Raw genomic sequence first — 23,964 nt, forward strand, 5'->3', positions numbered from 1 at the left:
AAAATATCTCGACGACATGGCGAAGGTTTATAGTTCCGCTTGCATATGCCGATCACTGTAGTCACGCCCATAGGTACGCAGCGCGTGGATATAAAAGCCGATGCCGAGAACTACCCAAACGGCAAGGATTGACCATTCCGCAGCGCCCAACGCGGCCGGGCTACCCGGCAGATAGAGGCACGCCATGCCGAAAGACAGAATGATCGCCAGCGTGCCGCACAGCTTGCCGTTGCTCACTTTGAACGGACGGGGCATGTCCGGTTCACGCACGCGCAAAACCATGAAAGAAATAGCCACAAATAGGTACGCCAGAACGATCCCCAGACCGCCGGCATTGACGATCCACACCAGCGCAGGGCGCCCGAAAAGAGGCGCCAGGCAGGAGAGAAAGCCCATCAGAAAAATAGCGTTAGTGGGGGTTCTGTAGCGCGGGTGCAGCTTAGCGAACATGGCAGGTAGCATACCCGCATTGGCAAGCGCATAAATCGCCCGCGATCCGCCAATGTAGAAAGCGTTCCAGCTGGTAATGATACCTGCAATACCGGCCACTACCATCAGGTTACCGGCCCACGGAGCATTAAATAGACTTTCCATGGCATCGGGAACGCTGAGCGAACTGGCGGCGATCGCGTCGCTATCCAGGGCCAGGCTGGTGGCCAGAATAATCAGCGAGTACCACACCACGGCCAGAATCACCGACACCATCAGCACCTTGCCGATCGCCTTGTAGGGCAGGTTGATTTCTTCGGCGGCCTGAGGGATGACGTCAAAGCCGACAAACAGAAATGGCACCATCACAATGACCGCGATAACACCCGCCATGACGCCGCCTTCAGACTGAGAGAACAGCGGCACCATATTGGCGGTGTTGCCCTCAAACAACGAGCCGGTGACGAACATCACCCCGACCAACAGAATGACGGCAGTGACGACTTTCTGCAGCAGCGCGGCAGTACTCACACCGAAGTAATTGATGATCATCATGGCAAGCGAGCCGCCCACACCCACCGCGACCCAGGTGGCTTTGACTTCCCACCCGGCGATGGTCCAGAGGTGACCCACCGCATAATTAGGCGCCAAGTGCTCTACCACCGTGGGCAAGGCCACCGCCTCGAACGCCACCACGCTCAAATAGCCCAATATGATAGCCCAGGTACAGAAAAAAGAGGGCCAATGGCCTAACGCACGGTAGCTGTAAACATGCTCGCCGCCGACTTTAGGCATGGCCGAGGCCAGTTCCGCATAGGTCAGGCCGACGAGTACGATCGCTAAACCGCCGACAATAAAGGCGAGAATGGCACCTACGCTGCCAGCGGACTGAATCGCGGTGCCGGTGAGAACAATCCAGCCCCAACCGATCATGGCCCCAAATGCCAGGGCTAATACGTCACCGCGGGCCAGCACCCGGACGAGCTTGGCTTGTTCTGAAGAAGACGTTGTCATAGCACAGAGTCCTGCAGGTTATTGGAGGTTGTCATCGACGCTCTGAGGCGCAGTGTCTGCATCGTGTCGAAAACAGTATAGCCGCACGCTAGCAGGAGACAGACAGAACACGAGTAGACCACTTTGGCTTTCGACTAGACCACTATCCTGACTCACCGAATGGGTGCAAACTAGATCGGCGACTTTCGTCTCAATGCCTCGTAATAGCCGCCTTAACGTACAACAGGAGACCTTCAACATGGACCATAAGGAGGCTTTGCACCACTTTGCACATCTGTATGCCCACCAGCCCGAGCAGCTAAGCAAACAGGTACGCATTGAATTGGCGCTGCGTCAGGCGATTACCCAACAATGGCCCATCGGGCTTCGTTTACCCTCTCACCGTGCCCTGGCCAGCGCTGTGGGCGTGGCCCGCCAAACCCTGGCCCAGGCCATCAAGACACTGCTTGAAGAACAATTGCTGAAAACGGCCCATGGACAGGGCACCTGGACCAACAAGCCCATGGCAGCGGCGACCCAAGTGCCAACCCGCATTCAGCTGTCCAGGCGTGCCCAGCGCGTGCTGGATAGCCCAGGCGCTAGCAAGATTCAGAGTGGTGCCTTCGTCCCTGGCATTCCCGACATCGCCCAGTTCCCGATGCGCAAGTGGCGTCAGCTTTATACGAGCGTGACGGTACCGCAGAACGCTCTCCTGCTGTCTTACTCCACCGGCGGCTATGGCCCGCTTAAGCGAGCGATTCGCGATTTTCTGGCGCGCTGGCGCAACATTCGCTGCGATACCGAACAGATCATCATTACTGACGGTACCCATAATGGCATTGAGCTATGCGCCATGGCGCTTGCAGACGTGGGGGATAGCGTTGCCATTGAATCGCCCTGTTACTGGGGAGCGCGCAATGTGTTCAGCGCCGCGGGGCTTGATATTGAAATGCTGCCGTGGCGGCCTGACGAGGGTCATCGGCTGCCCAGCGCGATAAATACGAGCACCCTGGTCTATCTGACCGGCTCTCATCATTACCCGCTCAGCGTCCCCACAAACCCCGAGCATAAACGACGGCTTTGTGATGCCTTATCGCCCGCCTACGTGATCGAGGACGACTACGAGTTTAACCGCGCCGATCACGCTAACCTGCTCTTCGACCCGCGCTCCGAGCGCCACTTGCTGGTCGGTTCATTTTCCAAGATGATGTTCCCTGGGCTGCGCCTGGGCTACCTGGTGGTACCGCACCATCTGGCCGAGCCGATGAACCGCCTGCGCAGTGAGCTGTTCCGCGAAGGCCGCATGCTGGATCAGGCCGTGCTGGCGCAGTTCATGTTTGACGGCGATCTGGATGCCTGGTGCCAGCGTATTCAGCGCGACTACCTAGGTCGCCAGCAGGTGCTGCATGATCAACTTCGCTCACTGCCGCAGGTTCGCAGCGTCTCGCTCCCGAGCAGCGCCATCAGCCTGTGTGTCGAGTTTGAGCCGGGCATTGATGATGTACAGATCGCCCAAGCCTTATTAAAGGAACATTTGATTGTGCGCCCACTGAGCCCAGTATGCGCCAAGCAGGATCCAAGGGTTGGCCTGGTAATAGGTGTGGGAATGCTCTCGGGAGAAACGCTGGTGCGTGAAGCCCAACGACTGCGCCGCTGTTTGGAAGCTTTGCTGCGCTAACGCGCTGGATAACACGGCTAATGAATTATCCACGTTCTGTCCAGAACTTATCCACAGCTCATTATCGACAATAATTTATTCACAAGGACGCTTTCATGCATCGCCCTGTTGATAGTTTTCGCATAAATATGTCGGCGGCGTTAACGACGCTACGCCTCTGGGTAGTACTCGCCTTCGTGCTGGTACTCTCTGGCTGCGCCACCTTCGCGCCCAACCCGCCCCAGGATCAAAGCAATATCTGCGAAATTTTCCGCGAGCAGCCGACCTGGTACGACTACGCCCAGGAATCCCAGGAGCGGTGGGGGACGCCCATCGCCACGCAAATGTCGTTTATCCAGCAGGAGTCGTCGTTTCGTAGCCATGTCCGTCCAGACCGCAAATATTACCTGGGCTTTATCCCCGGCCCGCGTCCGTCCTCCGCCAAAGGTTACGCCCAGGCGCAAGACCCGGTGTGGGGCGAATACGAAGATCAGGCTGGCAGCCTGTTTTCCCGCCGCACGCATATGAAGCACGCCACCGACTTTATTGGCTGGTACAACCAACGCACCCGGGAACAAACCGGTATTTCACTGAACAATCCCGAACATCTTTATCTGGCCTATCACGAAGGCGCGGGTGGCTACCAACGCGGCAGCTACCGGGGTAAACCCGCCGTACAGCGCGCAGCACGGCAGGTGGCCACGCGGGCCAACCGCTACCAGTCGCAACTCAACAGCTGCGAGGCGGAATTCCAGTGCCGCAAGTTTTATCAGGTGTGGCCTTTCTGTCGAACAGGTTAGCGTGTGCATTCCGGTAGCTGGCTCCTATACTGATCTCCTATCTGATGCCGGAGGTCGCCATGGATTATCATCACTACCGCGAAGCCCTTGCCGAGACACTCGCCCAGAGTGAACTGCCCTTTCCGCACGGCGAATATCAAGCGCGCCTGGACAAGGTGCGCCGAGCGATGGCGAGCCGCGGGGTCGATGCGTTGCTGCTTACCGACCCCGCCGATATCAATTACCTCACCGGCTACCACACCTTTGAGGTCTCGGTGCATGCGTGCCTAGTGTGCACGCCAGAGCGCCTGGTGCTTCAAGTCGCCTCGATTGAAACCGGGGCAGCGGTTGTCACCGCGCGTGTGGACGAGATCATTGGCTATCGCTGGGAAAACGCGGATGAAATTCTCACCCCGCTGGCCGACCTGCTTGCCGGCTGTCAGCGCATAGGCATTGATGGCTGGAGTAGCGGGTTACGCGTCGGCATCATGCACGCCCTCGCCGAGGCGGTGGGCAAGGAACGTTTCTGCGAGGCGGGTGACCTGCTGGATGCAATTCGGATTGTGAAAAGCGCCGCCGAGCTCGACATGCTGCAGGAGAGTGCCCGCATCACCGCCGCCGGATTGGAGGCCGCCGTGCAGGTCATTCGCCCCGGCATGACCGACAATGACATTGCCGCTGTTGGCGCCAAAGCGCTGCTGGAACACGGCAGCGAGTTTATGAGCCTGCAGCCGATTGTGACCAGTGGGCACCGTATCGGCGTGATTCACGTTAATCACAAACGCCACATTATTCAGCCTGATGAACCGGTCTTTCTGGAATTCGGCGCCGCCTATCAGCGCTATACCGCGCCCATGATGCGCACGGCGGTCACCGGCACTCCCAATTCCGCGCTTTCCGCCACCCGCGACCTGTGCCGCTCGATATTTGAGGTGCTATGCACCGCCATGCGCCCTGGCAACACCTTTGACGATGCCGCCCGGGCTGCCGATGCGTTGCTGGCGCCCCAGCGCGACCAGCTGTTTTTCTCCGGCGTGTTTGGTTACGCGGTGGGCGCGCAGTTTCCGCCAAGCTGGGTGGAAGGCACGGGCTATATCGCCCAGGGGCAAAGGCGTCAGTTTGAGGCCAACATGGTCTTTCACCTGCCGCTTTGCCTGCGAGTGCCGGGGCAGTGGGGCGTCGGGCTCAGCGATACGGTGGTCGTCACCGAGCAGGGCGCCAAGCCACTGACCACTAACGACTGGCAGCTTTACAAGGCGGCAAATTCAGCCTGAAAGCCGTCCCTTATAGCCGCTGCATTGACAGTTCGATTGGCTAACGCTATCGTCACACAAATGAGAAATACTATTTTTCGCATTTAATTATCGGCGACAATGTTAGGTTAACACCATGAACAGCGAGCAGCGGCAGCTTCGCCACACCATCATGTTCTTACGCACCTCGTTTGAAGCCATCCAGCATTCCATTGCCGGGCGCTTGGACGACCCGCTCCCCTGCTGGCTGGATACCAGCATGCTTTCGATGCTATCGCGCGAGCTCACCCACTGCTGCCAACAGGCGAAACCGTTGTTTGCCCCCGCCGTTACCGAACAGCTATACATCGCCTCGCAGCAGTGCGAGCTGCTGCTCAGACAGTGCCCCGGAGTACTCAGCAGCGCCGTATGCCACCGCCAGCTCGCCGCCATCATGCTGCCGCTCTCCAGCGCGCTACAGCAGATTGATACGCCCGCCAAACGCCGCTGGCCGTGGCAGAGGTCATGACAAAAGTCCCACTATCCACTCCATAACCCCGCTTTGACTTTCAAAGTGGGGTTATTTTTATTTTGAGGAAATGCGCTAGTCCGCACGGATTCCACAGATTCAGCGCAACCGTTGGCATTAACTAGTAAACTGGTCTATTCTGTCGCCACTGCTCAATCTTAGAGTTCAAAAGGAGTTTGTTTAATGGCTTACGAAACGCTTTTCGCTGCAACGCAGCTTGGCAGCCTATCGATCCCCAACCGGGTGATCATGGCGCCGCTGACCCGTGCTCGCACGCCCGACAGCGTGCCCGGCAAGATACAGGAGGCCTACTACGGCCAACGTGCCGGGGCTGGCTTGATTATCAGCGAAGCGACCAATATCTCCCCCACTGCCCGTGGTTATGTGTATACCCCCGGCATCTGGACCGACGAGCAGGAAGCCGGCTGGCAAGGCGTTGTTGATGCGGTTCACGCCAAAGGCGGACGCATCGCCCTGCAGCTATGGCACGTTGGGCGCGTTTCCCATGAAATGGTTCAACCCAATGGCCAGCAGCCCGTCGCGCCGAGTGCGCTGAAAGGTGAAGGCGCCCAGTGTTTCGTAGAGTTTGAAGACGGCACAGCAGGTCAACACCCCACCAGCACGCCCCGCGCGCTGGAAACCGACGAAATCCCAGGCATTGTCGACGACTACCGCCAGGCGGCCGTCCGCGCCAAGCGTGCCGGTTTCGACATGGTTGAAGTTCACGCGGCCAACGCTTACCTGCTCAACCAGTTCCTAGCAACCGGTACCAACCAGCGCACCGATCAGTACGGCGGTTCATTGGAAAACCGCGCCCGCTTCCCGCTGGAAGTTGTCGACGCCGTGATTGAAGTTTACGGCGCTGACCGTGTCGGCATTCGCATGACACCGTTTATTGAGCTATTCGGCCTGACCGACGATGAACCGGAAGCCATGGCGTTCTACATGGCCGAGCAGCTTTCCAAGCGCGGCCTGGCTTATCTGCACCTGAACGAGCCCAACTGGGCCGGCGGCGACATTCAGTTTCCTGTCGGCTTCCGCGAGCAGATGCGTGAGCGCTTCAGCGGTAGCCTGATTTACTGCGGCAATTACGATGCCGCGCATGCAGAAGCGCGTATCGGCGACAACACGGCCGATGCTGTGGCCTTTGGTCGCCCTTACATTGCCAATCCGGATCTGCCCGAGCGTTTCCGCGTTGATGCACCGCTCACCGAGCCCAATCATGAAACTTTCTACGGCGGTGACGAGAAAGGCTATACCGACTATCCGTTCATGAATAATGGTTACGACCGCATGGACTAAGTGGCGCCTTTCAAAAAGCCGCTTAACAAAGAAAAGCATCACTTCGGTGGTGCTTTTTTTGTGTCTGATGATGGCAAAACGCTGCTAGGCTATTGATTCTTACGTTTGAAACACAGGTGATGAATGCTCCATTCGCTATTCGCTTTACTGATATCGCTGGCTCTGGTGGGCATTGCCGCCAGCACCGGGGCACGGTTCAGGCCCGATAGCTGGTACCGAGAGCTCAACAAACCCGCCTGGACACCGCCGGACATCGCGTTTCCCATTGCCTGGGGCATTCTTTACCTTTTTATGGCGATTGCCGCGTGGCGTATCTACATGGCAGACGACTCGGCTTGGCGCACCGCTGGCTTGATCGTTTATGCCTTACAACTGTTAGCGAATGCCGCCTGGTCGTGGCTGTTTTTTGGCCGCAAACAGATCGCCGCCGCACTGGACGATATTGCACTACTGCTGATGCTGATCATGCTCGCCATCACTGTTTTTGCTAAGGTAAGCGCACTAGCAGCGTGGTTAATGGTGCCCTACGCCTTCTGGGTGGCCCTGGCACTTGCCCTCAATGCGACTATCTGGCGACGTAACTAACCCGCGACTGACGCGCAAAAAAGGATAAACAACACAATGGAGACAACACAGTTAGTCACCTTACTGGCAATCGGCTCTAGCGTATTAGCGTTAATTGCCCTGGGGCTGTTTTTTTACGTCATGCGGCAACGTCGTCAACCACCGATGGACACTGCCACTATGGAGCGCACCGCCCAACAGACCTCTTCATCGCCGCCGCCTGAGGAAACATCCTCATCGGCATCAGCAAAGCAGTCCGGCAAAGTGGCTCAGCACTCCCTGTTCGTGATTTTTTCCCACCCGGATGAAAATACCGACCAGCGCCTTGCCGGTTGGCTGCGGGAAAAAGATGCCACCTTCGACCCGATCAAGAAAGTCTTCCATATTGCCGGCGAACAGCCGACCAACCCGGTGACCATTGCCAATGCGTTTCCGCCCGGGGAAATGCCCGACCTGCTGCACAATGAAACCCACGAGCCGATCAAGGGCATCAGCCTGTTGGTGAAGCCACCGCTGCGCAAGCGCCGCAATCAGCAGATGCATGTCTATGTGGCGCTTGCCAAAGAAATGCAGGAGTTGTTTACCGGCGATATGCTCGATGGCGACCGTGAACCCGCCACCGACGCCACCTTTGAGCGCATTATTGGCTAGCGCCTGCTGGGCAGATCAGGCAACGCCCTGGCTGCGCAGGTAGTCGTCGTAGCTACCGCTGAAATCGACGATGCCCTCCGGCTGCATATCGATAATGCGCGTGGCGAGCGATGAAACAAACTCGCGATCGTGGCTGACGAATAGCAAGGTACCGGGGTAGTTCTCCAGCGCCAGGTTGAGCGCCTCGATTGACTCCATGTCCAGGTGATTGGTGGGTTCGTCCATCAGCAGCACATTGGGCTGAGTGAGGATTAACTTGCCGAACAGCATGCGCCCCTGCTCGCCGCCGGAAATCACCTTGACCGATTTATCGATGTCATCGCTGGAAAACAACATCCGGCCAAGCGCACCGCGCACTACCTGCTCACCGCCCTGTGTCCACTGCCCCATCCATTCGAACAAGGTGGCATCCACGGCAAAATCGTCGGTATGGTCCTGAGCGAACACGCCAAGCTCGGCGGCTTCCGTCCACTTTACTTCGCCAGCATCCGGATGCAACTCGCCAGCCAGGGTTTTCAGCAGGGTCGTTTTACCAATGCCGTTGGGGCCGATAATGGCGATCCGCTCACCGGCTTCAACGGTCATCGATAACCGCTCAAACAGCGGCTTCTCGCCGTTATAGCCTTTGCTGATGTTGTCCACATTCACCGCGTTACGGTGGATCTTTTTGTTCTGGTCAAAGCGGATAAACGGGCTCACCCGGCTGGAAGGCTTGATATCTTCCAGCTTGATTTTATCGATCTGGCGCGCCCGCGAGGTGGCCTGCTTGGCTTTCGAGGCGTTAGCCGAGAAGCGGCTGACAAACTGCTGCAGCTCGGCAATCTGGGCCTTTTTCTTGGCGTTATCCGAGTGCTGACGCTCACGCGCAGCGGTCGCCGCGGTCATGTAATCGTCGTAGTTACCCGGGAAGAAGGTAATTTCGCCGTAATCCAGGTCCGCCATGTGGGTGCATACGCTATTCAGGAAGTGGCGGTCGTGGGAGATGATCACCATGGTGCTGTTGCGCGCCTTGAGCATGTCCTCCAGCCAGCGGATGGTATTGATATCCAGGTGGTTGGTGGGCTCGTCGAGGAGCAGGACATCCGGGTCGGAAAACAGCGCCTGAGCCAGCAGCACACGCAGTTTCCAACCGGGTGATACCTCACTCATCGGACCGGTGTGCTGTTCGATGGGAATGCCCAGCCCAAGGAGCAGCTCGCCCGCGCGGGCTTCGGCGGTGTAGCCGTCCAGTTCGGCAAAGCGCACTTCCAGGTCCGCCACCGCCATGCCGTCTTCTTCGCTCATTTCCGCCTGGGAATAGATACGCTCGCGTTCGGCGGTTACCTGCCAAAGCTCGTCGTTGCCCATGATCACGGTGTCGATGACACGCTCGTTTTCAAACGCAAACTGGTCCTGACGCAGCTTACCCAGCCGCGTGCTGCTATCCAGCATCACCTGGCCGGACGTCGGCTCAAGCTCGCCGCCCAGAATCTTCATGAAGGTGGATTTGCCGCAGCCGTTGGCGCCAATCAGGCCGTAGCGATTGCCGTTGTTAAACTTAACGGAGACGTTTTCAAATAGGGGCTTGGCCCCAAATTGCATGGTGATATTAGCGGTTGCGATCAAGATCTGGGCCCTGCGTGTGTAGAAGTGCGCATCGAAAGGCCCGCGATTCTACGCGCTCTTGGGCGGCGTTACACCTACCACCTAGCGCGCAGCGTCGTTTGGGGCCGGCAATTCAAGCAGAAAGCGTTGGCCATCAAGCGCTTGGCCCAGGCGCGTGTGCAGGATATCGGTAATGCCTGGATGCTCACCCACCAGCTTGGTGGTGACAACACTCAGCCCTGGGTGGCGCTGTTCAGCGGCCGCGCAAATCTCGGCAATATCCCCGCCTTCACCCGCGTGACGACCGGGCGACAGAAACAGCATCGCCAGGATCACCGGTCCGGCGTGAAATTCAGATTTATCCAGCAGGTTTTCCAGCAGCGGTTCGTTAAAGCGGTACTCATCGCCCTCCCGGCGCTCCATGGAGGCGGCGACGACGCTGGCAGCGTCATCTCCCAGCAGCACACTCAGCTGCCCTGCCAGGCGGTTGCGCACAGCGGTGACTTCAGGAATCGGGCTGCCATGATCCACCAGCGCGACCCTCGGCGATTGCCCTGCCGCGTACTGCTCACGAACGTTGTCGGCTAACAGCCCGGCAAGGCGCAGGTCGTTATCGCCCAGTTCATCGACCAGCGGCTGTGCCACGCGTACGTTAACGTGGGGAAAGCGCTCCTGCATGGTGGCCATCCGCTCAGGCAGGTAGCCGGTCAGCGCCTTACTGGGGCCGAAAAAGAACGGCAGCACGATAATCTCATCAGCGCCCTGTTCAGCCGCCCGCTCTGCAGCGGGACCCAGCGTGGTCGCGGGGATGCCATCAACCTCTTCCACGGGGATCTTGTTGGAGTGCAGCAGCGAGGCCGCCTGCACGGTTTCACCTATCAGCTCGCTGAGCGATGCCGCCACACGCCGCAAGTTATGCGTTGCCTGGGGCCTCAGGGAGCCGTTATCCACCAGAAAAATCGCGCGCATGCTTGTCTCCTTTTTCATTACGACTAGCCGATACGTTCAAGCACATCCGCCGCTGCTCGGTGAAGCTGGGCGTGGCGCGCTGCCAGCATGACGATATCACGATCATAACCGCCGCCAATCACCGCCGCGACGGGAATGTCCGCTTCTCGGCAGCACGTCAGTACATAAGCATCTCGCTGATAAAGCCCTTCGTCACTCAGCGCCAAATAGCCAAGGCGGTCATCACGATGAACATCCACACCAGCGTCGTAAAGCACCACGTCGGGCTGATAAGCCGCAAGCAGCCCTGGCAATCGTGATGCCAGCATCGCCAGATAGGCGTCGTCTTCCATCCCATTGGGCAGGGCGACGTCTAGATCGCTTTTCGCCTTGCGGGCGGGAAAGTTGCGCCCGGCATGCATTGAAAATGTAAAGACGCCAGGCACGCCCGCGAACAGGCGCGCTGTGCCATCGCCCTGGTGAACATCGCAGTCGACAATCAACACCCGCTCGGCCCAGCCCTGGGCCAATGCGTGAGCCGCCGCCACGGCAAGATCATTAATCAAACAGTACCCACTGGCCGCATCGGCATGGGCATGATGGGTGCCGCCCGCCGAATTGCAGGCAAGCCCTGTTGCCAAAGCGACTTCTAAAGACAGCAGCGTGCCGCCGGTTTCCAGCCTTACCCGTTCGACCAGCGCGTCAGACCACACAAAGCCGCTACGGCGCTGTGCGACACGATCAAGCGTACCGTTCAACAAAGCGTCCAGGTAGGCCTGAGTATGCACTCGCGCCAAAGCGCTAACGCTGGCGGGCCGAGGGGTCAGCCACTCAACTGGCGTCGCCAACGTTTGCTCACCGAGCTGTTGACGAAGGACGCGAAACTTCTCCATTGGAAAGGGGTGGTTAGCTGGTAAATCAATCGTATAACCGGGATGATGGACGATCGTTAACGCCATTGCGCGCTGCCACTTAGGTAATCGAGGTAGATGCTTTATGTTGCTTGATACCACTGCCTTAAACCAGAAAAGAAACTTCTTCGATGAGCATGCCGACCTGTGGCTGTTTGGCTACGGATCATTGATCTGGAAGGCTGATTTTGACTATATCGAGCGCCAGCCCGCCTACATTACCGGCTGGGCCCGGCGCTTCTGGCAGGCCTCCCACGACCATCGCGGCACGCCTGAAGCACCGGGGCGTGTAGCGACGCTGATCCGCTCGCCAGGGGCGGTGTGCCACGGCATGGCCTACCGCATTACGCCCGATGTGCTCGGGCCACTGGATGTGCGCGAGAAAAACGGCTACCTGCGGGAAAAAGTACCGCTGACCTTCCTTGACGATAGTGGCAACGATGCTGGCCGGAGCGAGGGGCTGATTTACCTGGCAAGCGAGGACAACCCGGCGTTTCTCGGCGAGGCGCCGCTTGCCGATATTGCCCGTCAAATCAATCAGGCTCATGGCCCCAGCGGCCCCAATCGAGAGTATCTCCTGAACCTGGCCCACGCCCTGCGCGAGCTAGGGGTAGATGACGCGCATATTTTCGCGCTGGAGAAGCAACTAGGGTAGCTCTCAGGTTACCCAGTGACACACTCACATCATCAGCCATGACAGGATAAACAGCCCTAGCAGGGTTTGGATGATGCCGCCGATGATCGAGCCGCGGAAAAACGCCCGTAGCCCTCCCCACAGGATCAACACGCCGATGATCAGCACCACGATGCTGAAAAACGAATCGCTGATACCCAGCGAGCGTGTCAGGCCATCGATAAACTCATCAAACGCGCCGAAAAGATTGGTAAAAATACCCAGTAAGAACTCAACAACGCCCCGAATCACTTCGCCAATCGTTTCGCCAACATCATCAAAAAATCCATTTGCTTGCATGTCTTATATCCATGTTTTAAGAGACTTGCCCTATTGTCCGTGAACTCCTTCGTCGGCGCAAAGCGGGTGGTCAAAACGCCACTATTTGCATATTGGGCGCTGAGCGCTAAAGTGGTCAAACAACCGTTTAAAAAGAGGTGACCGCTATGCCGTCACACTTCCCCCTCGCTGATCAGCTACAAGCGAGTACTCATCAGGTAGAAAACCAGCCGCCGTCGCTGGAGAACGTCAATAGCTACACCACTGATCGCGCGCTTCAGGAAGGCGTCAAGCGCGAAGGCGGCACTGACGACGCTTCACTCAAGGCGTTTGGCCAGTGGGCAGGCTCCTCTGACGCCATCGCCTTAGGGTTTGACGCCAACCGCCACTCGCCACAGTTGGTCACCCACGACCGGCAAGGCCATCGGGTCGATTTGATCGAGTTTCACCCGGCCTATCACCAGCTTATGCAAACAGCGGTGGAGCACGGCCTGCACGCCAGCCCCTGGCGAAACCCAGGGCCAGGCGCCCACGTTAACCGGGCCGCCAACTACTTTCTACACACCCAGGTGGAAGCGGCCCATGGCTGCCCGATTACCATGACGTTCGCTGCCCTGCCTGCGTTACGCCATCAGCCCAGCCTGCTTGAACACTGGGGCGATAAAATTACCGCGCCGCACTACGACCCGCGCAACGTGCCCTATTTCGAAAAACAGGGCGTCACCCTTGGCATGGCAATGACCGAGAAGCAGGGCGGCTCCGATGTGCGGCTTAACACCACCCGCGCCTATCCGATTGATCAGGGCGGGCCAGGTGAAGCCTACGAGCTGGTGGGGCATAAGTGGTTTGTCTCCGCGCCGATGTGCGACGCTTTTCTGGTGCTCGCCCAGGCAACCGGCGGTTTGAGCTGTTTTCTGCTGCCGCGCTGGCGGCCCGACGGTACTAAAAACCCGCTCCATATCCAGCAGCTCAAACGCAAAATGGGCAACGTGGCGAACGCTTCCAGCGAGACGGAGCTACGCGGCGCCTTTGCCTGGATGGTGGGCGACGAGGGCCGCGGTGTACGTACCATCATCGAGATGGTCGCCATGACCCGCTACGACTGCATGATTGGCTCCGCGGCCGGCATGCGCCAGGCCACCGCCCAGGCAATTCACCACGCCTCTCATCGCCATGCCTTCGGGGCGCGTTTGAGCGAACAGCCGCTGATGCAAAACGTGCTCGCCGACCTGGCCATCGAGAGTGAAGCCGCCACCACCCTGATGCTGCGCATGGCGAGAGCCATGGATCAGCAAGACAACGAGCACGAGCGCCTGCTTTCGCGCATTGCCACGCCAGTCGGCAAGTACTGGATCTGTAAGCGCACGCCCCACCACGCTTATGAAGCGATGGAAGTCATCGGTGGTAGCGGCGTTATGGAAACCCATATGATGCCGCGCCTGTTCCGCGAATCGCCAGTTAATGCCATCTGGGAAGGGAGCGGTAACGTGCAGTGCCTGGATATCCTGCGCGCAATTGAAAAGCAGCCCGAGGTGCTCGACGCCTACTTTGCGGAACTCGCCAAGGCTCAAGGCGCTGATGCGCATCTGGATCGCTTTATTCAACAGTTAAAGCGGCAAATGCAGGATACTCAAGCACTCCAGTACCGCGCACGTCAGTTGGCGGACGGTATGGCCCTGGCGTTGCAGGGCGCCCTGCTGGTGCAGCACGCTCCCGCTTATGTGGCCGATGCGTTCTGTGCCGGACGGCTGGCTGAACGAAACGGCTTCAGCACCGGCACGCTTCCCACCGGGCTTGAATGTGCGGCGATCATCGAGCGTGCCCAGCCCGTGGAATAAGCGTTCACGACTTTGGTCGACTTCCATTGCGTAGCTGTTAACGTTAAAAACCAGCACGATTAATAAATAATCAGGTAATAGCGGGAGAGCTTGGCGCATCTCACAAGGATGACGCCAGCGCCGAAGGAGCAACTGCCCCGGAAACTCTCAGGCAACCGGACCGCTATTACGATCACTTTCCGAAGAGCGGCTGATGACTGCGTCACTCAGCCCACCGAAGGAGCAAGCGCGCCCCACAGGGTACGCGAATCTCTCAGGTTCCATGACGGAAGGGGTACGCCCAGCAGCCATTACGCCGTTAGGTGGGATTCCAGACGCTCATGAAAACCGGAGAGACTTATGCAACGCATTGCCGTTATCGGTGGTGGTATCACTGGCATTACCAGCGCCTACGCCCTTGCCAAACGTGGCTATGACGTCACCGTCTTTGAAAAGCATCGCTACGCCGCGATGGAGACATCGTTTGCCAACGGCGGCCAGCTTTCAGCCTCTAACGCCGAAGTGTGGAACCACTGGCCGACGGTGATCAAAGGCCTGCGCTGGATGCTCAGAAACGACGCCCCGCTGCTGGTCAATCCCCGCCCGAGCTGGCACAAACTCAGTTGGTTTGGCGAGTTTATCGCCTCGATTCCCAAGTATGCCGACAACACCACCGAAACCGCACGGCTGGCCATAGCCGCCCGCGAGCACCTGTTTCAGTGGGCCAAGGACGAGCAGATCGATTTCGATTTAAAGCAGAAAGGTATTCTGCATATTTATCGCGACAAAGCGGGCTATGACCACGCCGCCAAGGTTTCGCAACTGCTCAGTAAAGGCGGCCTTGAGCGACAACCGGTGACGCCCGATGAAATGCGCGCCATCGAACCCACCCTGGCAGGTAACTACTACGGCGGCTTCTTCACCGAAAGCGACGCCACCGGCGATATTCACAAGTTTACTCACGGCCTGGCGCAAGCCGCCGGACGTCGCGGCGTAACGCTCAAATATGGCCACAGCGTTCAAGATATCGGCGCGGACGAAAAGCACGCCTGGGTCACGGCCACGATTGAAGGCGAGGCTGACGGCGAACCCGTGCGCGAAACCTTTGATAGCGTGGTGGTTTGCGCCGGGGTGGGCAGCCGCGCCTTAGCCGCCAAGCTGGGCGACCGGGTCAATATCTACCCGGTCAAAGGCTACTCGATTACCGTGCAGCTCGATGACGCCGCCTCTCAGCAGGCCGCGCCAACGGTCAGCCTGCTCGATGATGAAACCAAACTGGTCACCAGCCGCCTTGGGGATGAGCGCTTCCGCATCGCAGGCACCGCCGAGTTTAACGGCTTCAATCGCGATATCCGCGACAACCGCATCCGCCCGCTGATTCGCTGGGTGGAAGAGTGCTTCCCCGGCGTCAGCACCCGCCGCGTGGTGCCCTGGGCGGGCCTGCGCCCGATGCTCCCCAACATGCTGCCCAAGGTCGGCCCCGGCAAACTGCCCACGGTGTTCTACAACACCGGCCACGGCCACCTGGGCTGGACGCTCTCTGCCATTACCGCCGACATGCTGGCGGATGCGGTGGAGGCGAAAGACGCACAGAGCGAGCGATCTACACAACCTCTCGCCTAGCCTTACCTGCACCAATTGCACGTGCTTAGCGGTCATCCGTTAATATGTATGACACCTTATGGTCAGGTGTATTTATGCTAAATCAGCGTGCGTTAACTTACCTCAATGAAGTCATTCGCCGCGGCTCGCTAAGGCGCGCCGCGGCCCACCTGAATGTCGACGCCTCCGCCGTTAGCCGCCAATTAAAAGCACTTGAAGAAGAATTGGATACGCAGCTGTGCGAACGACACGGACGCGGCATGCGCGCAACCGCAGCCGGTCAGTTACTGGTGCAGCACTTTCATGCCCAGCGGGCCTCAGAAGAAGCTGTACTCTCCCAACTCATGGCACTTCAGGGCCTGGCGAAAGGCGAAGTACGTATTGCCGTTGGGGAAGGGTTTATCGCCGACCTGATCACTGCCCCGTTAGGCACGTTTATGTCGGCGTTTGCGGGTATTAATGTCGAAGTCCGTATGGCGGGTGTCAATGAAGCGATGTCGCTACTCAAAGATCGCGAAGTGGATATAGCGCTACTTTATGCACCGCCGGTCGACCCGCAGCTTTACTGCCATGTGGAAACGCGCCAGCCACTCGATGTCATTGTCCCCCCCAATCACCCACTCATTGAGCTGAATCGGCCCGTGACGCTGCATGACTTAAAAGAGTGGCCGCTGGCATTAATGGACAATCCTTTCGGTATGCGGCAAATGGTCAATATGGTGGCTCACCAGGAGCGTATTCATCTCGAAGCACGCCTGCACACCAACTCAGTATCCGTGTTGAAGAATTTCGTTCGCTCAGGCATTGGCATTACGTTTATGCCGGAAATCACCGTCATCGATGAAATAGAGCGCGGCGAAATCTGTACGCTTCCTATGCGCTACCCGGTGATGAACGGTACCCGTGCGCAGATCGTTAGCTTGAAGGGGCAAGAACTCCCTGTGGCGTCCACAGCCTGTATCGATCATCTACACAAAGGCATGCGCTTTTTCTCGGCCGATGCACCACGACTGTTGCAATAAAGTCCACACTAAAGGCCTTGCATAGTCAACGCCTCAATACATAGTCTTCTTGTAGGCAACACCTATAAATCTAATAACGCTCACTCAGCACCCTACAGCTCACGACAATAAACCAGGAGACTGACTATGTTGACTTACCCAGTGTTGACTCAATGCTTTTCACCCAAGCGGCTCATCTCGGCTTGCCTGATCGGCTCTGCCCTGATGGCTGGTAATGCCGTCGCCGAGACCACGATCAATTTGGGTTACAACGGCGCCCCCGACCCCGAGAAGAATGCCGTCCACGTCTTTGCCACTAACCTTAAAGAACTGGTTGAAGAAAAAACCGACAACCAGATCCAGCTAGAGCTATATCCCAACAGCTCGCTGGGCGAAGAGCAGGAACGCATGGAGCAGACCATGAGCACGCCGATGCTCAACGTGGCGTCCTTTGCGGGTGTCTCTCCTCTCGTCGATGAGATTTTCGTCAGTGCTATTCCGTTTCTGTTCGACGATTTTGCGGCGGCCCGCACCTTCTTTGATGAAGGGGCGTATTGGCAAGAAGTCAGTAAGGCGCTGAAGGAGCGGGCCGGTATCGATATGCTGGCAGTCGTCGAAGAAGGCGGCTTTTTGGCGTTCACCAATAACGAGACGCCCATCAGTCGCCCTGACGACTTCGAGGGCCTCCGCTTCCGGGCCATGGACCCCAGCCAGGTTGCTCTCTATGAGGCCTTCGGTGCTTCCGGCACGCCGATTCCCTGGACAGAAACCTACATGGCACTGCGCACCGGGGTAGCGGACGGGCAGATGAACCCACCGATGTATATCATTCTGGGCAGCCTTTACGAAGTACAGGACTACCTGACGCTTGCCAATATCCAGTATTCGAATCAGTTCCTGGTGGGCAACAGCGCAATGATCTCCGGTTGGGATGACGAGCTTCGTGATGCCTTTCAGGAAGCCGTCGCCGAAGCTAACCAAAATGCCCGTGAGCACAACGAGGAGCAGGTCGATTCACGTATCGCCTACCTGGAAGAACAGGGTATGGAAGTGATTCGCCCTTCTGAAGAGGAGCTCACCGCTTTCCGCGAAATTGGTCAGCCTGCTTATCTTGAATGGCTCGAAGAGCGTGATATCGAGCAACGCTGGATCGATATGGCGCTGGAAGATGCGGGCATGAGCGACCTGCTCGACTAACGGTCTCTGCCACCGTGGCAACTACAGGGGCTGGTACTTTACCGGCCCTCTATTTTTCTGTTTAACATTTCTTTGCTTCATGGAAGTCTGCCATGTTCAAGACACTGCGATCCCGTCTTCTGGCGATCAGCCGCCCTGTTACCCTCACGCTGGCGGGCGCGCTGTTATCCCTCAACGTTGCCGCCATTCTGTTCGGGGTGTTTGCACGCTACATCGCCGGTGGCGCCCCTATCTGGACAGATGAGCTATCGCGTTTCCTTATTATCGCCACCGTGATGCTCGCGGCTGGCGCCGTCTGGTCGGAAGGAGGCCACATGCGCGTCGGACTGCTGGAGAAGCTGCTGCCAGCCCCCTTCGCACGACTGCTTAATGTGTACCAATGGCTACTTACCCTGTTGATTGCAGCGGGCGGCGCATGGGTTAGCTATCGCTATGCATTATCGGTCAGCATGTTCACCACATCAGGTCTCGGCATTAGCCGCACGGTGCCATTACTTTCCTTACCTATTGGCTTCTTACTGCTGACTTGGCATGTCCTTCTCTATGGTCCGGCGCCCCTCAAGACCGTGGAGGATTCTCTATGAAAACCGTTGAGGATTCCCTATGAAGACCGCTGAGGGCTCTCTATGAAGACCGTTGAGGACTCCCTATGACTTTGACCATGCTGGTCGTTTTCCTTGGCCACGTATTACTTGGGCTGCCACTGTTTATTGCGTTGTTGACCACCGCGTTTGTGGGTTTTTTATTTGTCGACTTCTCGATGATTCCACGCATGATGCCCCAGCAATTCTTCGGTGGTATCAATGTTTTCTCACTGATGGCCATTCCGTTATTTATCCTTGCCGGCAACCTGATGAACGTCAGTGGCTTAACCGAGCGTCTGATGGGATTCGCACGCCTGATGGTCGGGCACTTGCGGGGCGGTATGGGTCACGTCAACGTTGTTTCGAGCGTTTTCTTTGCAGGCGTTAATGGTTCTGCCGTGGCCGATACCTCGGCGCTTGGTTCGCTGCTGGTACCCGCCATGGAAAAAGAGGGCTACTCAAGAGCGTTTGCAGCCGGGTTGACCGCGGGCAGCTCGCTGATCGGCCCGATTATTCCGCCCAGTATCTTTATGATTCTTTACGCCTCACTGACGAATACGTCAGTCGGTGATCTATTTCTGGCGGGCGTTGTGCCAGGGCTGCTGCTGGGTGTTGCCTTTATGGGCATGAACGCCTGGTATGCCTGGCGCCACCGATTAGCCAAAAGCACTCAATTACCCTCATTGGGCCAGCTTGGCTTTGCGTTCATCGCGGCTCTGCCTGCGCTAATTGCTCCCTTCATTATCGTTGCCGGCATCGTGCTGGGCTTTGTTACACCCACAGAATCGGGCGCGTTGACAGCGCTGTATGTCGCCTTATGTGGCGTCGTGCTGGGTGGATTACGGCTCAAGGAATGCTGGAAAGCCATATTGGATACAGCACGCCTGACCTCTGCCATTTTTCTGATCATGGCGGCCTCAGCCACGATTAGCTGGCTACTTTCCTATGCCCAGGTGCCGGAACAGTTTGTGTCACTGTTATCACCCTATGTGGACAATAGCGTCGTTATTTTATTACTGCTCAGCGCCATCACCTTTGTCACGGGCATGTTCATGGAGGAAGTATCGGCATTAATGCTACTGACGCCTATCTTCGCACCAGTGGCCATGATGGCGGGTATCGACCCTATCCATCTGGGTATTATCATCACGCTGAACATCACCATTGCCTTGATCACGCCACCGCTAGGCGCATGCGTATTCGTGGCGGCTGCGGTTAGTCGTCTTGAAATTGTGTCGCTATTCAGAACCATTTGGCCCTTTGTGCTGACTGCAATTGCAGTACTTATTTTATTAATTCTCTTTCCACCGCTGACGCTGTGGTTACCCACCCTGCTTGGATAAGACAATGCCTTTGAACACACTATTGAAGGCCTTGCCGCCTGTACCCAGCTACCCAGCACCGTGCTGGGAACAGCTGCGCCGCGTACCCATTGAAGATAACGGTGAGCGTTTGATGCCGATGAGCCTTGCGCCCGCACCGATCAGCGTTTTTCCCGCCTATGCGCGGCTTGGCATTCCGGGGGCGATATCGGAGTGTTTTGTACGTGAGGGGGTTTATCGGGCGCTACTCGCTGCAGCACGCAGCTTGCCCGATGGCATCGGTTTAATCGTACTGGATGGCTGGCGTCCATGGCGGGTGCAGCAATACCTGTTCGATACCCTGCACGAAGCCATCCACCACCACCAACCCGACCTCAGCGAAGCGAAGTTACTGGAGCGCACAAGGGAGTTTGTCTCGGTACCCAGTCGTGATCCACTCGCCCCCAGCCCGCACCTTACCGGCGGAGCTGTCGACGTCACGCTGTGTGATGCCGATGGCCTACCGCTGGACATGGGCACCCTGTTTGACGAGGCATTACCGGCCTCTCATAGCGACTATTTCGAGCATCTGGAAACGCTAACCCCTCAGCAACACAAGGCACGTGATCACCGCCGCCTGCTTTATCACATCATGCGCGAACAAGGCTTCACCAACCTGCCCAGCGAGTGGTGGCACTTCGATTATGGCGATCAATTATGGGCCTACTACGGGCAACATGGTCATGCGCATTATGGGGCCACTGAGTTAGACACCATCGAGAATCGCTGGCGCAGGCAGTTGGGGTAATGATCGAACCAGCGCCAGACTCAGCGTAGTTATACCACCGGCGCTTCAAGTTCCAAAAAGCGCCGCACCCGATCGGTTTTGGGGTTGACGAAAAATTCGCTGGGGTGGGATTTTTCGATAATGATGCCCTTGTCTAGGAACACTACTTGGTCGGAGACCGCCCGGGCGAACTCCATCTCATGAGTCACCAGCACCATGGTGTAGCCCTCTTTTGAGAGGTCTTTGATGACCCCTAACACCTCGCCCACCAGTTCAGGGTCGAGGGCTGAAGTGGGCTCGTCAAACAGCATTACTTTAGGCTGCATGGCGAGCGCCCGGGCAATGGCCACCCGCTGCTTTTGCCCGCCGGAGAGGGTGTAAGGATACTGTTCGCGTTTATCGGCCATACCGACTTTTTCGAGCAGGGCCATGGCCCGTTCTTCAGCCTCGGTTTTACTCAATCCCTGAACATGGACAGGCGCTTCGGTGACATTGCGCAGCACACTCAGGTGGGGCCAGAGGTTAAAGCCCTGAAACACCATGCCCAAGCGCGCACGCATACCCGCCAGCTCACGGCGCGTCATGGGTTTTCCTGAATCGCTAACGCCGATGCGGTCACCGTCGATTCGAATATCGCCGCGGTCGGGCTGTTCGAGCCAGTTAATGCAGCGTAGCAGGGTAGATTTACCCGACCCCGATGAGCCCAAAATACTTACCACTTCACCGGGCTGCACTTCCAGCGATACATCACGCAGCACCTCGGTGCCATCAAAGCTTTTGGAGAGGTTACGGATACTGACAGCGGCGGTCTCAGGCATTTTCGAATCCTCGCTTGGCGCCAAAACGGCCAATCATCTTGATAAACAGTTCTAAACCAATACTGATCAACCAGTAGAAGCCGATCACCACGATGAACGCTTCCATGGGAATGAAGTAGGTACTCGACAGGCTGCTCGCCGCCGCGGTGAGTTCGCGCACGGTGATAATCACCAGAAAGGCGGTGTCTTTGAGCAGGATGATCAGTTGATTGCCTAGCAAGCCGCGGGTTTTCAAAATCAGCTGGGGCAAGATAATGCGCATAAACATTTGCGGCTGCGAAAACCCTTGCGCGATGGCGGCCTCCACCTGTCCTTGAGCAAAAGTGGCGCGGCAGCCACGCAGAATTTCGGCAAAATAAGCGCCGTGGTAAATCACCAGGGCAATAATCCCGGCTGTCCAGGCGCTCATGCGAATGCCTGCACTGGGTAACCCGTAATAGAGCAGATACGCCAATATCAAAAACGGCAGCATGCGCATGCCATCGATAAATATCCGCAGCGGAATCTTCAAACGTGGGCGAGAGCCTTCCAACAAAAACACCATGCCGCTGCCCATTAAAAAAGCTAGCACGGCGGATAAGCCAAACAGTTTTAAGGTGTTGTAAAAACCACTTAAAAACACATCGTAAGACGACCAAAGAATGTCCCAATTGCTCATAGAGGTTCCCCCATAATGGCCATTTAGACGGCCAGTCGGCTGGCCTTGCGCTCAGCCACACGTTGAAACCACACCAACAAACTGATGATCAGCATATACAGCGCCGCTGCCGCTAAAATGGGTGGCAATGGGTCGTAGGTAACCGCTGAAATACGGTTGGTCACCCGGGTAAGGTCGACCACGCCGATAACGGCAATGGCGGGGCTGCCTTTGATCAGAAACGACATCTCGTTGACCAAGCCCGGCAGGCTGGTAATGGTAATTTGCGGTAGCATAATGCGGCGAAAATAGACCCATGGGGTCATACCAATCGCCAGTGCGGCTTCGCGCTGATCTTTGGAGAAGTCATTAAAGGCGGAGCGCCAAATTTCGGCGTTAAAAGCGGTGGTATTGAGGGTTAGCGCAATGATACCGGCCACATTGCGGTTGAGGTTAACGCCCATGGTCGGCGCGGTTAAGAAGATAAACAGCACCAGCGTCACCAGCGGCGTTGCCCGCGCAAGGCTGATGTAGACGCCTAGCAGTTGATGGAGAACGGGAATTTTTGCCACTCGAAGCAACGCAATCAACAGCCCCATCACCACACCGATGGCAATGGAGATGCCGGATATCCACAGCGTTGTCCAAGCACCCTGAATGAGAAGTCCCCATGCGCTACTGTCCATGCTCACTCACCCCCTGATTCGCTTGATGGATAACAGCCGCCTGGCTGATGCGCCCTGGCGGCTGGCGAAGGTGATAGCTTACATACCGGCCATTTCGTGGAACTCTTCCACTGAGGTGATGGGTGTTGTCGGCAGGTCGTCAAAGGACTCGCCAAACCATTTTTCCTGTAGCTCGGCCAAGCGGCCGGAATCGCGCAGGTGGCTCATGAAATCGGTGATATAGGCCAGCAGTTCGGGGCTGTCTTTTGGCATCGGCCAAGCAACATAGCCCGGGCCGGAGACGGCTTGGCCCGCTTCGAACACGTCAGGGCGCTCACTGATCAGGTCATTCACCGGTACGATGGAGTTGATAACGTAATCAACACGGCCATTGGCGAGATCAGCGTAGATTTCTGGATAGGCTTCATACTGCATGACGTCGCCCAGCTCGCCACCGCTCTCTTCCAGCATGACTTCCAGCTCTGGCAGGCGCGACAGCAGTGCACTGCCCGCTTGAACGCCCAGCGTCATACCGCTTAAATCTGCAACGCTATTGATGCGGTCATCACCCGCCCGCTTGATGTAGAAGTGCTGAGCGGAGGCGAAGGGCGGTGCATAGTTGAACACCCGCAGCCGCTCATCGGTCACCGAAGCGCCGGTCAGTGCCATGTCATACTGGCCCGACGAGACTGACGCTAGCAGCCCTGTCCAAGGCAAAATATCCTGGCGGATTTCAAAGTCCGCGTACTCCTCCAGTTCAATCAATATATCTTTGATAAAACCGTCCGGGTCGCCGCCACTCATAAAGTTAAATGGCGCGTAGTTATCCTCGGTGGCCACACTCATGTAGCCACGCTCTTCGATTTCCTCTAAATCCGCAGCGGTAACGGTAAGTGGAACGCTTATAGCCAGTGCCCCAATGCTCAACACTGAAACTAATGCCGTTAATTTTTTCATCGCCCGATACTCCCTAAGTTTTCAAAAACTGTGCTTTCAGAACCTGATTCACCCTAGATTTTTATCC

General features: G+C 57.2%; 24 protein-coding genes and 1 riboswitch. Of the genes, 15 read left to right on the plus strand and 9 right to left on the minus strand.

Annotated elements, in window-relative coordinates; genetic code table 11:
• Positions 1-27: 27 nt before the first annotated feature.
• On the minus strand, positions 28-1,443 hold the full coding sequence (locus tag HXW73_RS15865) for an APC family permease (protein ID WP_186254000.1): 1,416 nt from the start codon (positions 1,441-1,443) through the stop codon (positions 28-30).
• A 238-nt stretch (positions 1,444-1,681) separates the two neighbouring features.
• Here HXW73_RS15865 and HXW73_RS15870 point away from each other — a divergent pair, with 238 nt between their 5' ends.
• From HXW73_RS15870 to HXW73_RS15900, 7 genes are all read left to right on the plus strand, one after another.
• Entirely contained in the window at positions 1,682-3,100 is a 1,419-nt protein-coding gene (locus HXW73_RS15870; protein ID WP_186254001.1) for an aminotransferase-like domain-containing protein, read from the plus strand.
• 95 nt (positions 3,101-3,195) lie between these two features.
• Positions 3,196-3,879 carry a transglycosylase SLT domain-containing protein gene (locus HXW73_RS15875; protein ID WP_186254002.1) on the plus strand — a complete coding sequence of 228 codons (684 nt, stop codon included), beginning with the start codon at positions 3,196-3,198 and terminating at the stop codon, positions 3,877-3,879.
• Positions 3,880-3,938: 59 nt separating this feature from the next.
• Positions 3,939-5,132: a M24 family metallopeptidase gene (locus tag HXW73_RS15880; protein ID WP_186254003.1), complete on the plus strand. Its 1,194-nt coding sequence runs from the start codon at positions 3,939-3,941 to the stop codon at positions 5,130-5,132.
• A gap of 115 nt (positions 5,133-5,247) precedes the next feature.
• Positions 5,248-5,619 carry a hypothetical protein gene (locus tag HXW73_RS15885; protein ID WP_186254004.1) on the plus strand — a complete coding sequence of 124 codons (372 nt, stop codon included), beginning with the start codon at positions 5,248-5,250 and terminating at the stop codon, positions 5,617-5,619.
• Positions 5,620-5,802: 183 nt separating this feature from the next.
• Positions 5,803-6,921, plus strand: coding sequence for an alkene reductase (locus HXW73_RS15890; RefSeq protein ID WP_186254005.1), 1,119 nt, complete (start codon positions 5,803-5,805; stop codon positions 6,919-6,921).
• 123 nt (positions 6,922-7,044) lie between these two features.
• Positions 7,045-7,506, plus strand: coding sequence for a TspO/MBR family protein (locus tag HXW73_RS15895; RefSeq protein WP_186254006.1), 462 nt, complete (start codon positions 7,045-7,047; stop codon positions 7,504-7,506).
• A gap of 36 nt (positions 7,507-7,542) precedes the next feature.
• The gene (locus tag HXW73_RS15900) at positions 7,543-8,136 is read left to right on the plus strand and encodes a cell division protein ZipA C-terminal FtsZ-binding domain-containing protein (RefSeq protein ID WP_186254007.1); all 594 of its coding nucleotides are present in this window, start codon (positions 7,543-7,545) and stop codon (positions 8,134-8,136) included.
• 15 nt (positions 8,137-8,151) lie between these two features.
• On the opposite strand, the gene HXW73_RS15905 is transcribed toward HXW73_RS15900, so the two are convergent.
• The 3 genes from HXW73_RS15905 to HXW73_RS15915 form a co-directional block, all read right to left on the minus strand.
• Positions 8,152-9,741 carry an ABC-F family ATPase gene (locus HXW73_RS15905; RefSeq protein WP_186254008.1) on the minus strand — a complete coding sequence of 530 codons (1,590 nt, stop codon included), beginning with the start codon at positions 9,739-9,741 and terminating at the stop codon, positions 8,152-8,154.
• 81 nt (positions 9,742-9,822) lie between these two features.
• Positions 9,823-10,689, minus strand: coding sequence for a sirohydrochlorin chelatase (locus HXW73_RS15910; protein WP_186254009.1), 867 nt, complete (start codon positions 10,687-10,689; stop codon positions 9,823-9,825).
• Positions 10,690-10,712: 23 nt separating this feature from the next.
• On the minus strand, positions 10,713-11,627 hold the full coding sequence (locus HXW73_RS15915) for a histone deacetylase family protein (RefSeq protein ID WP_186254010.1): 915 nt from the start codon (positions 11,625-11,627) through the stop codon (positions 10,713-10,715).
• A gap of 37 nt (positions 11,628-11,664) precedes the next feature.
• Here HXW73_RS15915 and HXW73_RS15920 point away from each other — a divergent pair, with 37 nt between their 5' ends.
• Positions 11,665-12,234: a gamma-glutamylcyclotransferase gene (locus HXW73_RS15920; RefSeq protein WP_186254011.1), complete on the plus strand. Its 570-nt coding sequence runs from the start codon at positions 11,665-11,667 to the stop codon at positions 12,232-12,234.
• 24 nt (positions 12,235-12,258) lie between these two features.
• On the opposite strand, the gene HXW73_RS15925 is transcribed toward HXW73_RS15920, so the two are convergent.
• Positions 12,259-12,552: a hypothetical protein gene (locus HXW73_RS15925; RefSeq protein ID WP_186254012.1), complete on the minus strand. Its 294-nt coding sequence runs from the start codon at positions 12,550-12,552 to the stop codon at positions 12,259-12,261.
• A gap of 146 nt (positions 12,553-12,698) precedes the next feature.
• Here HXW73_RS15925 and HXW73_RS15930 point away from each other — a divergent pair, with 146 nt between their 5' ends.
• The 7 genes from HXW73_RS15930 (at position 12,699) to HXW73_RS15960 (ending at position 20,841) form a co-directional block, all read left to right on the plus strand.
• Complete coding sequence (locus HXW73_RS15930) at positions 12,699-14,369, plus strand: isovaleryl-CoA dehydrogenase (RefSeq protein ID WP_186254013.1); 1,671 nt, start codon at positions 12,699-12,701, stop codon at positions 14,367-14,369.
• 71 nt (positions 14,370-14,440) lie between these two features.
• A riboswitch (glycine riboswitch) is annotated at positions 14,441-14,542 on the plus strand.
• A 166-nt stretch (positions 14,543-14,708) separates the two neighbouring features.
• Positions 14,709-15,971 carry a D-amino acid dehydrogenase gene (locus HXW73_RS15935; protein WP_186254014.1) on the plus strand — a complete coding sequence of 421 codons (1,263 nt, stop codon included), beginning with the start codon at positions 14,709-14,711 and terminating at the stop codon, positions 15,969-15,971.
• Between the two features lie 74 nt (positions 15,972-16,045).
• Positions 16,046-16,972 (plus strand): LysR family transcriptional regulator, encoded by a 927-nt coding sequence (locus tag HXW73_RS15940; protein ID WP_186254015.1) that lies wholly within the window; start codon positions 16,046-16,048, stop codon positions 16,970-16,972.
• Positions 16,973-17,098: 126 nt separating this feature from the next.
• Positions 17,099-18,148 (plus strand): TRAP transporter substrate-binding protein DctP, encoded by a 1,050-nt coding sequence (gene dctP / locus HXW73_RS15945; RefSeq protein ID WP_186254016.1) that lies wholly within the window; start codon positions 17,099-17,101, stop codon positions 18,146-18,148.
• A 92-nt stretch (positions 18,149-18,240) separates the two neighbouring features.
• Complete coding sequence (locus tag HXW73_RS15950; protein ID WP_186254017.1) at positions 18,241-18,732, plus strand: TRAP transporter small permease; 492 nt, start codon at positions 18,241-18,243, stop codon at positions 18,730-18,732.
• 65 nt (positions 18,733-18,797) lie between these two features.
• A complete protein-coding gene (locus HXW73_RS15955) occupies positions 18,798-20,075 on the plus strand; it encodes a TRAP transporter large permease (protein WP_186254018.1) in 1,278 nt (425 codons plus the stop codon).
• Positions 20,076-20,079: 4 nt separating this feature from the next.
• Positions 20,080-20,841 (plus strand): M15 family metallopeptidase, encoded by a 762-nt coding sequence (locus HXW73_RS15960; RefSeq protein WP_186254019.1) that lies wholly within the window; start codon positions 20,080-20,082, stop codon positions 20,839-20,841.
• A gap of 29 nt (positions 20,842-20,870) precedes the next feature.
• On the opposite strand, the gene HXW73_RS15965 is transcribed toward HXW73_RS15960, so the two are convergent.
• From HXW73_RS15965 to HXW73_RS15980, 4 genes are all read right to left on the minus strand, one after another.
• Positions 20,871-21,638, minus strand: a complete 768-nt coding sequence (locus HXW73_RS15965; RefSeq protein WP_186254020.1) for an amino acid ABC transporter ATP-binding protein — start codon at positions 21,636-21,638, stop codon at positions 20,871-20,873.
• Positions 21,631-22,296, minus strand: a complete 666-nt coding sequence (locus HXW73_RS15970; protein ID WP_186254021.1) for an amino acid ABC transporter permease — start codon at positions 22,294-22,296, stop codon at positions 21,631-21,633. Before HXW73_RS15970 ends, HXW73_RS15965 begins: the two co-directional genes overlap by 8 nt.
• Positions 22,297-22,319: 23 nt before the next feature.
• Positions 22,320-22,961, minus strand: a complete 642-nt coding sequence (locus tag HXW73_RS15975; RefSeq protein ID WP_186254022.1) for an amino acid ABC transporter permease — start codon at positions 22,959-22,961, stop codon at positions 22,320-22,322.
• 78 nt (positions 22,962-23,039) lie between these two features.
• A complete protein-coding gene (locus HXW73_RS15980) occupies positions 23,040-23,897 on the minus strand; it encodes a transporter substrate-binding domain-containing protein (RefSeq protein WP_186254023.1) in 858 nt (285 codons plus the stop codon).
• Between the last annotated feature and the right edge of the window lie 67 nt (positions 23,898-23,964).

Source organism: Halomonas sp. SH5A2, assembly GCF_014263395.1.
Taxonomy (GTDB): Bacteria; Pseudomonadota; Gammaproteobacteria; order Pseudomonadales; family Halomonadaceae; genus Vreelandella.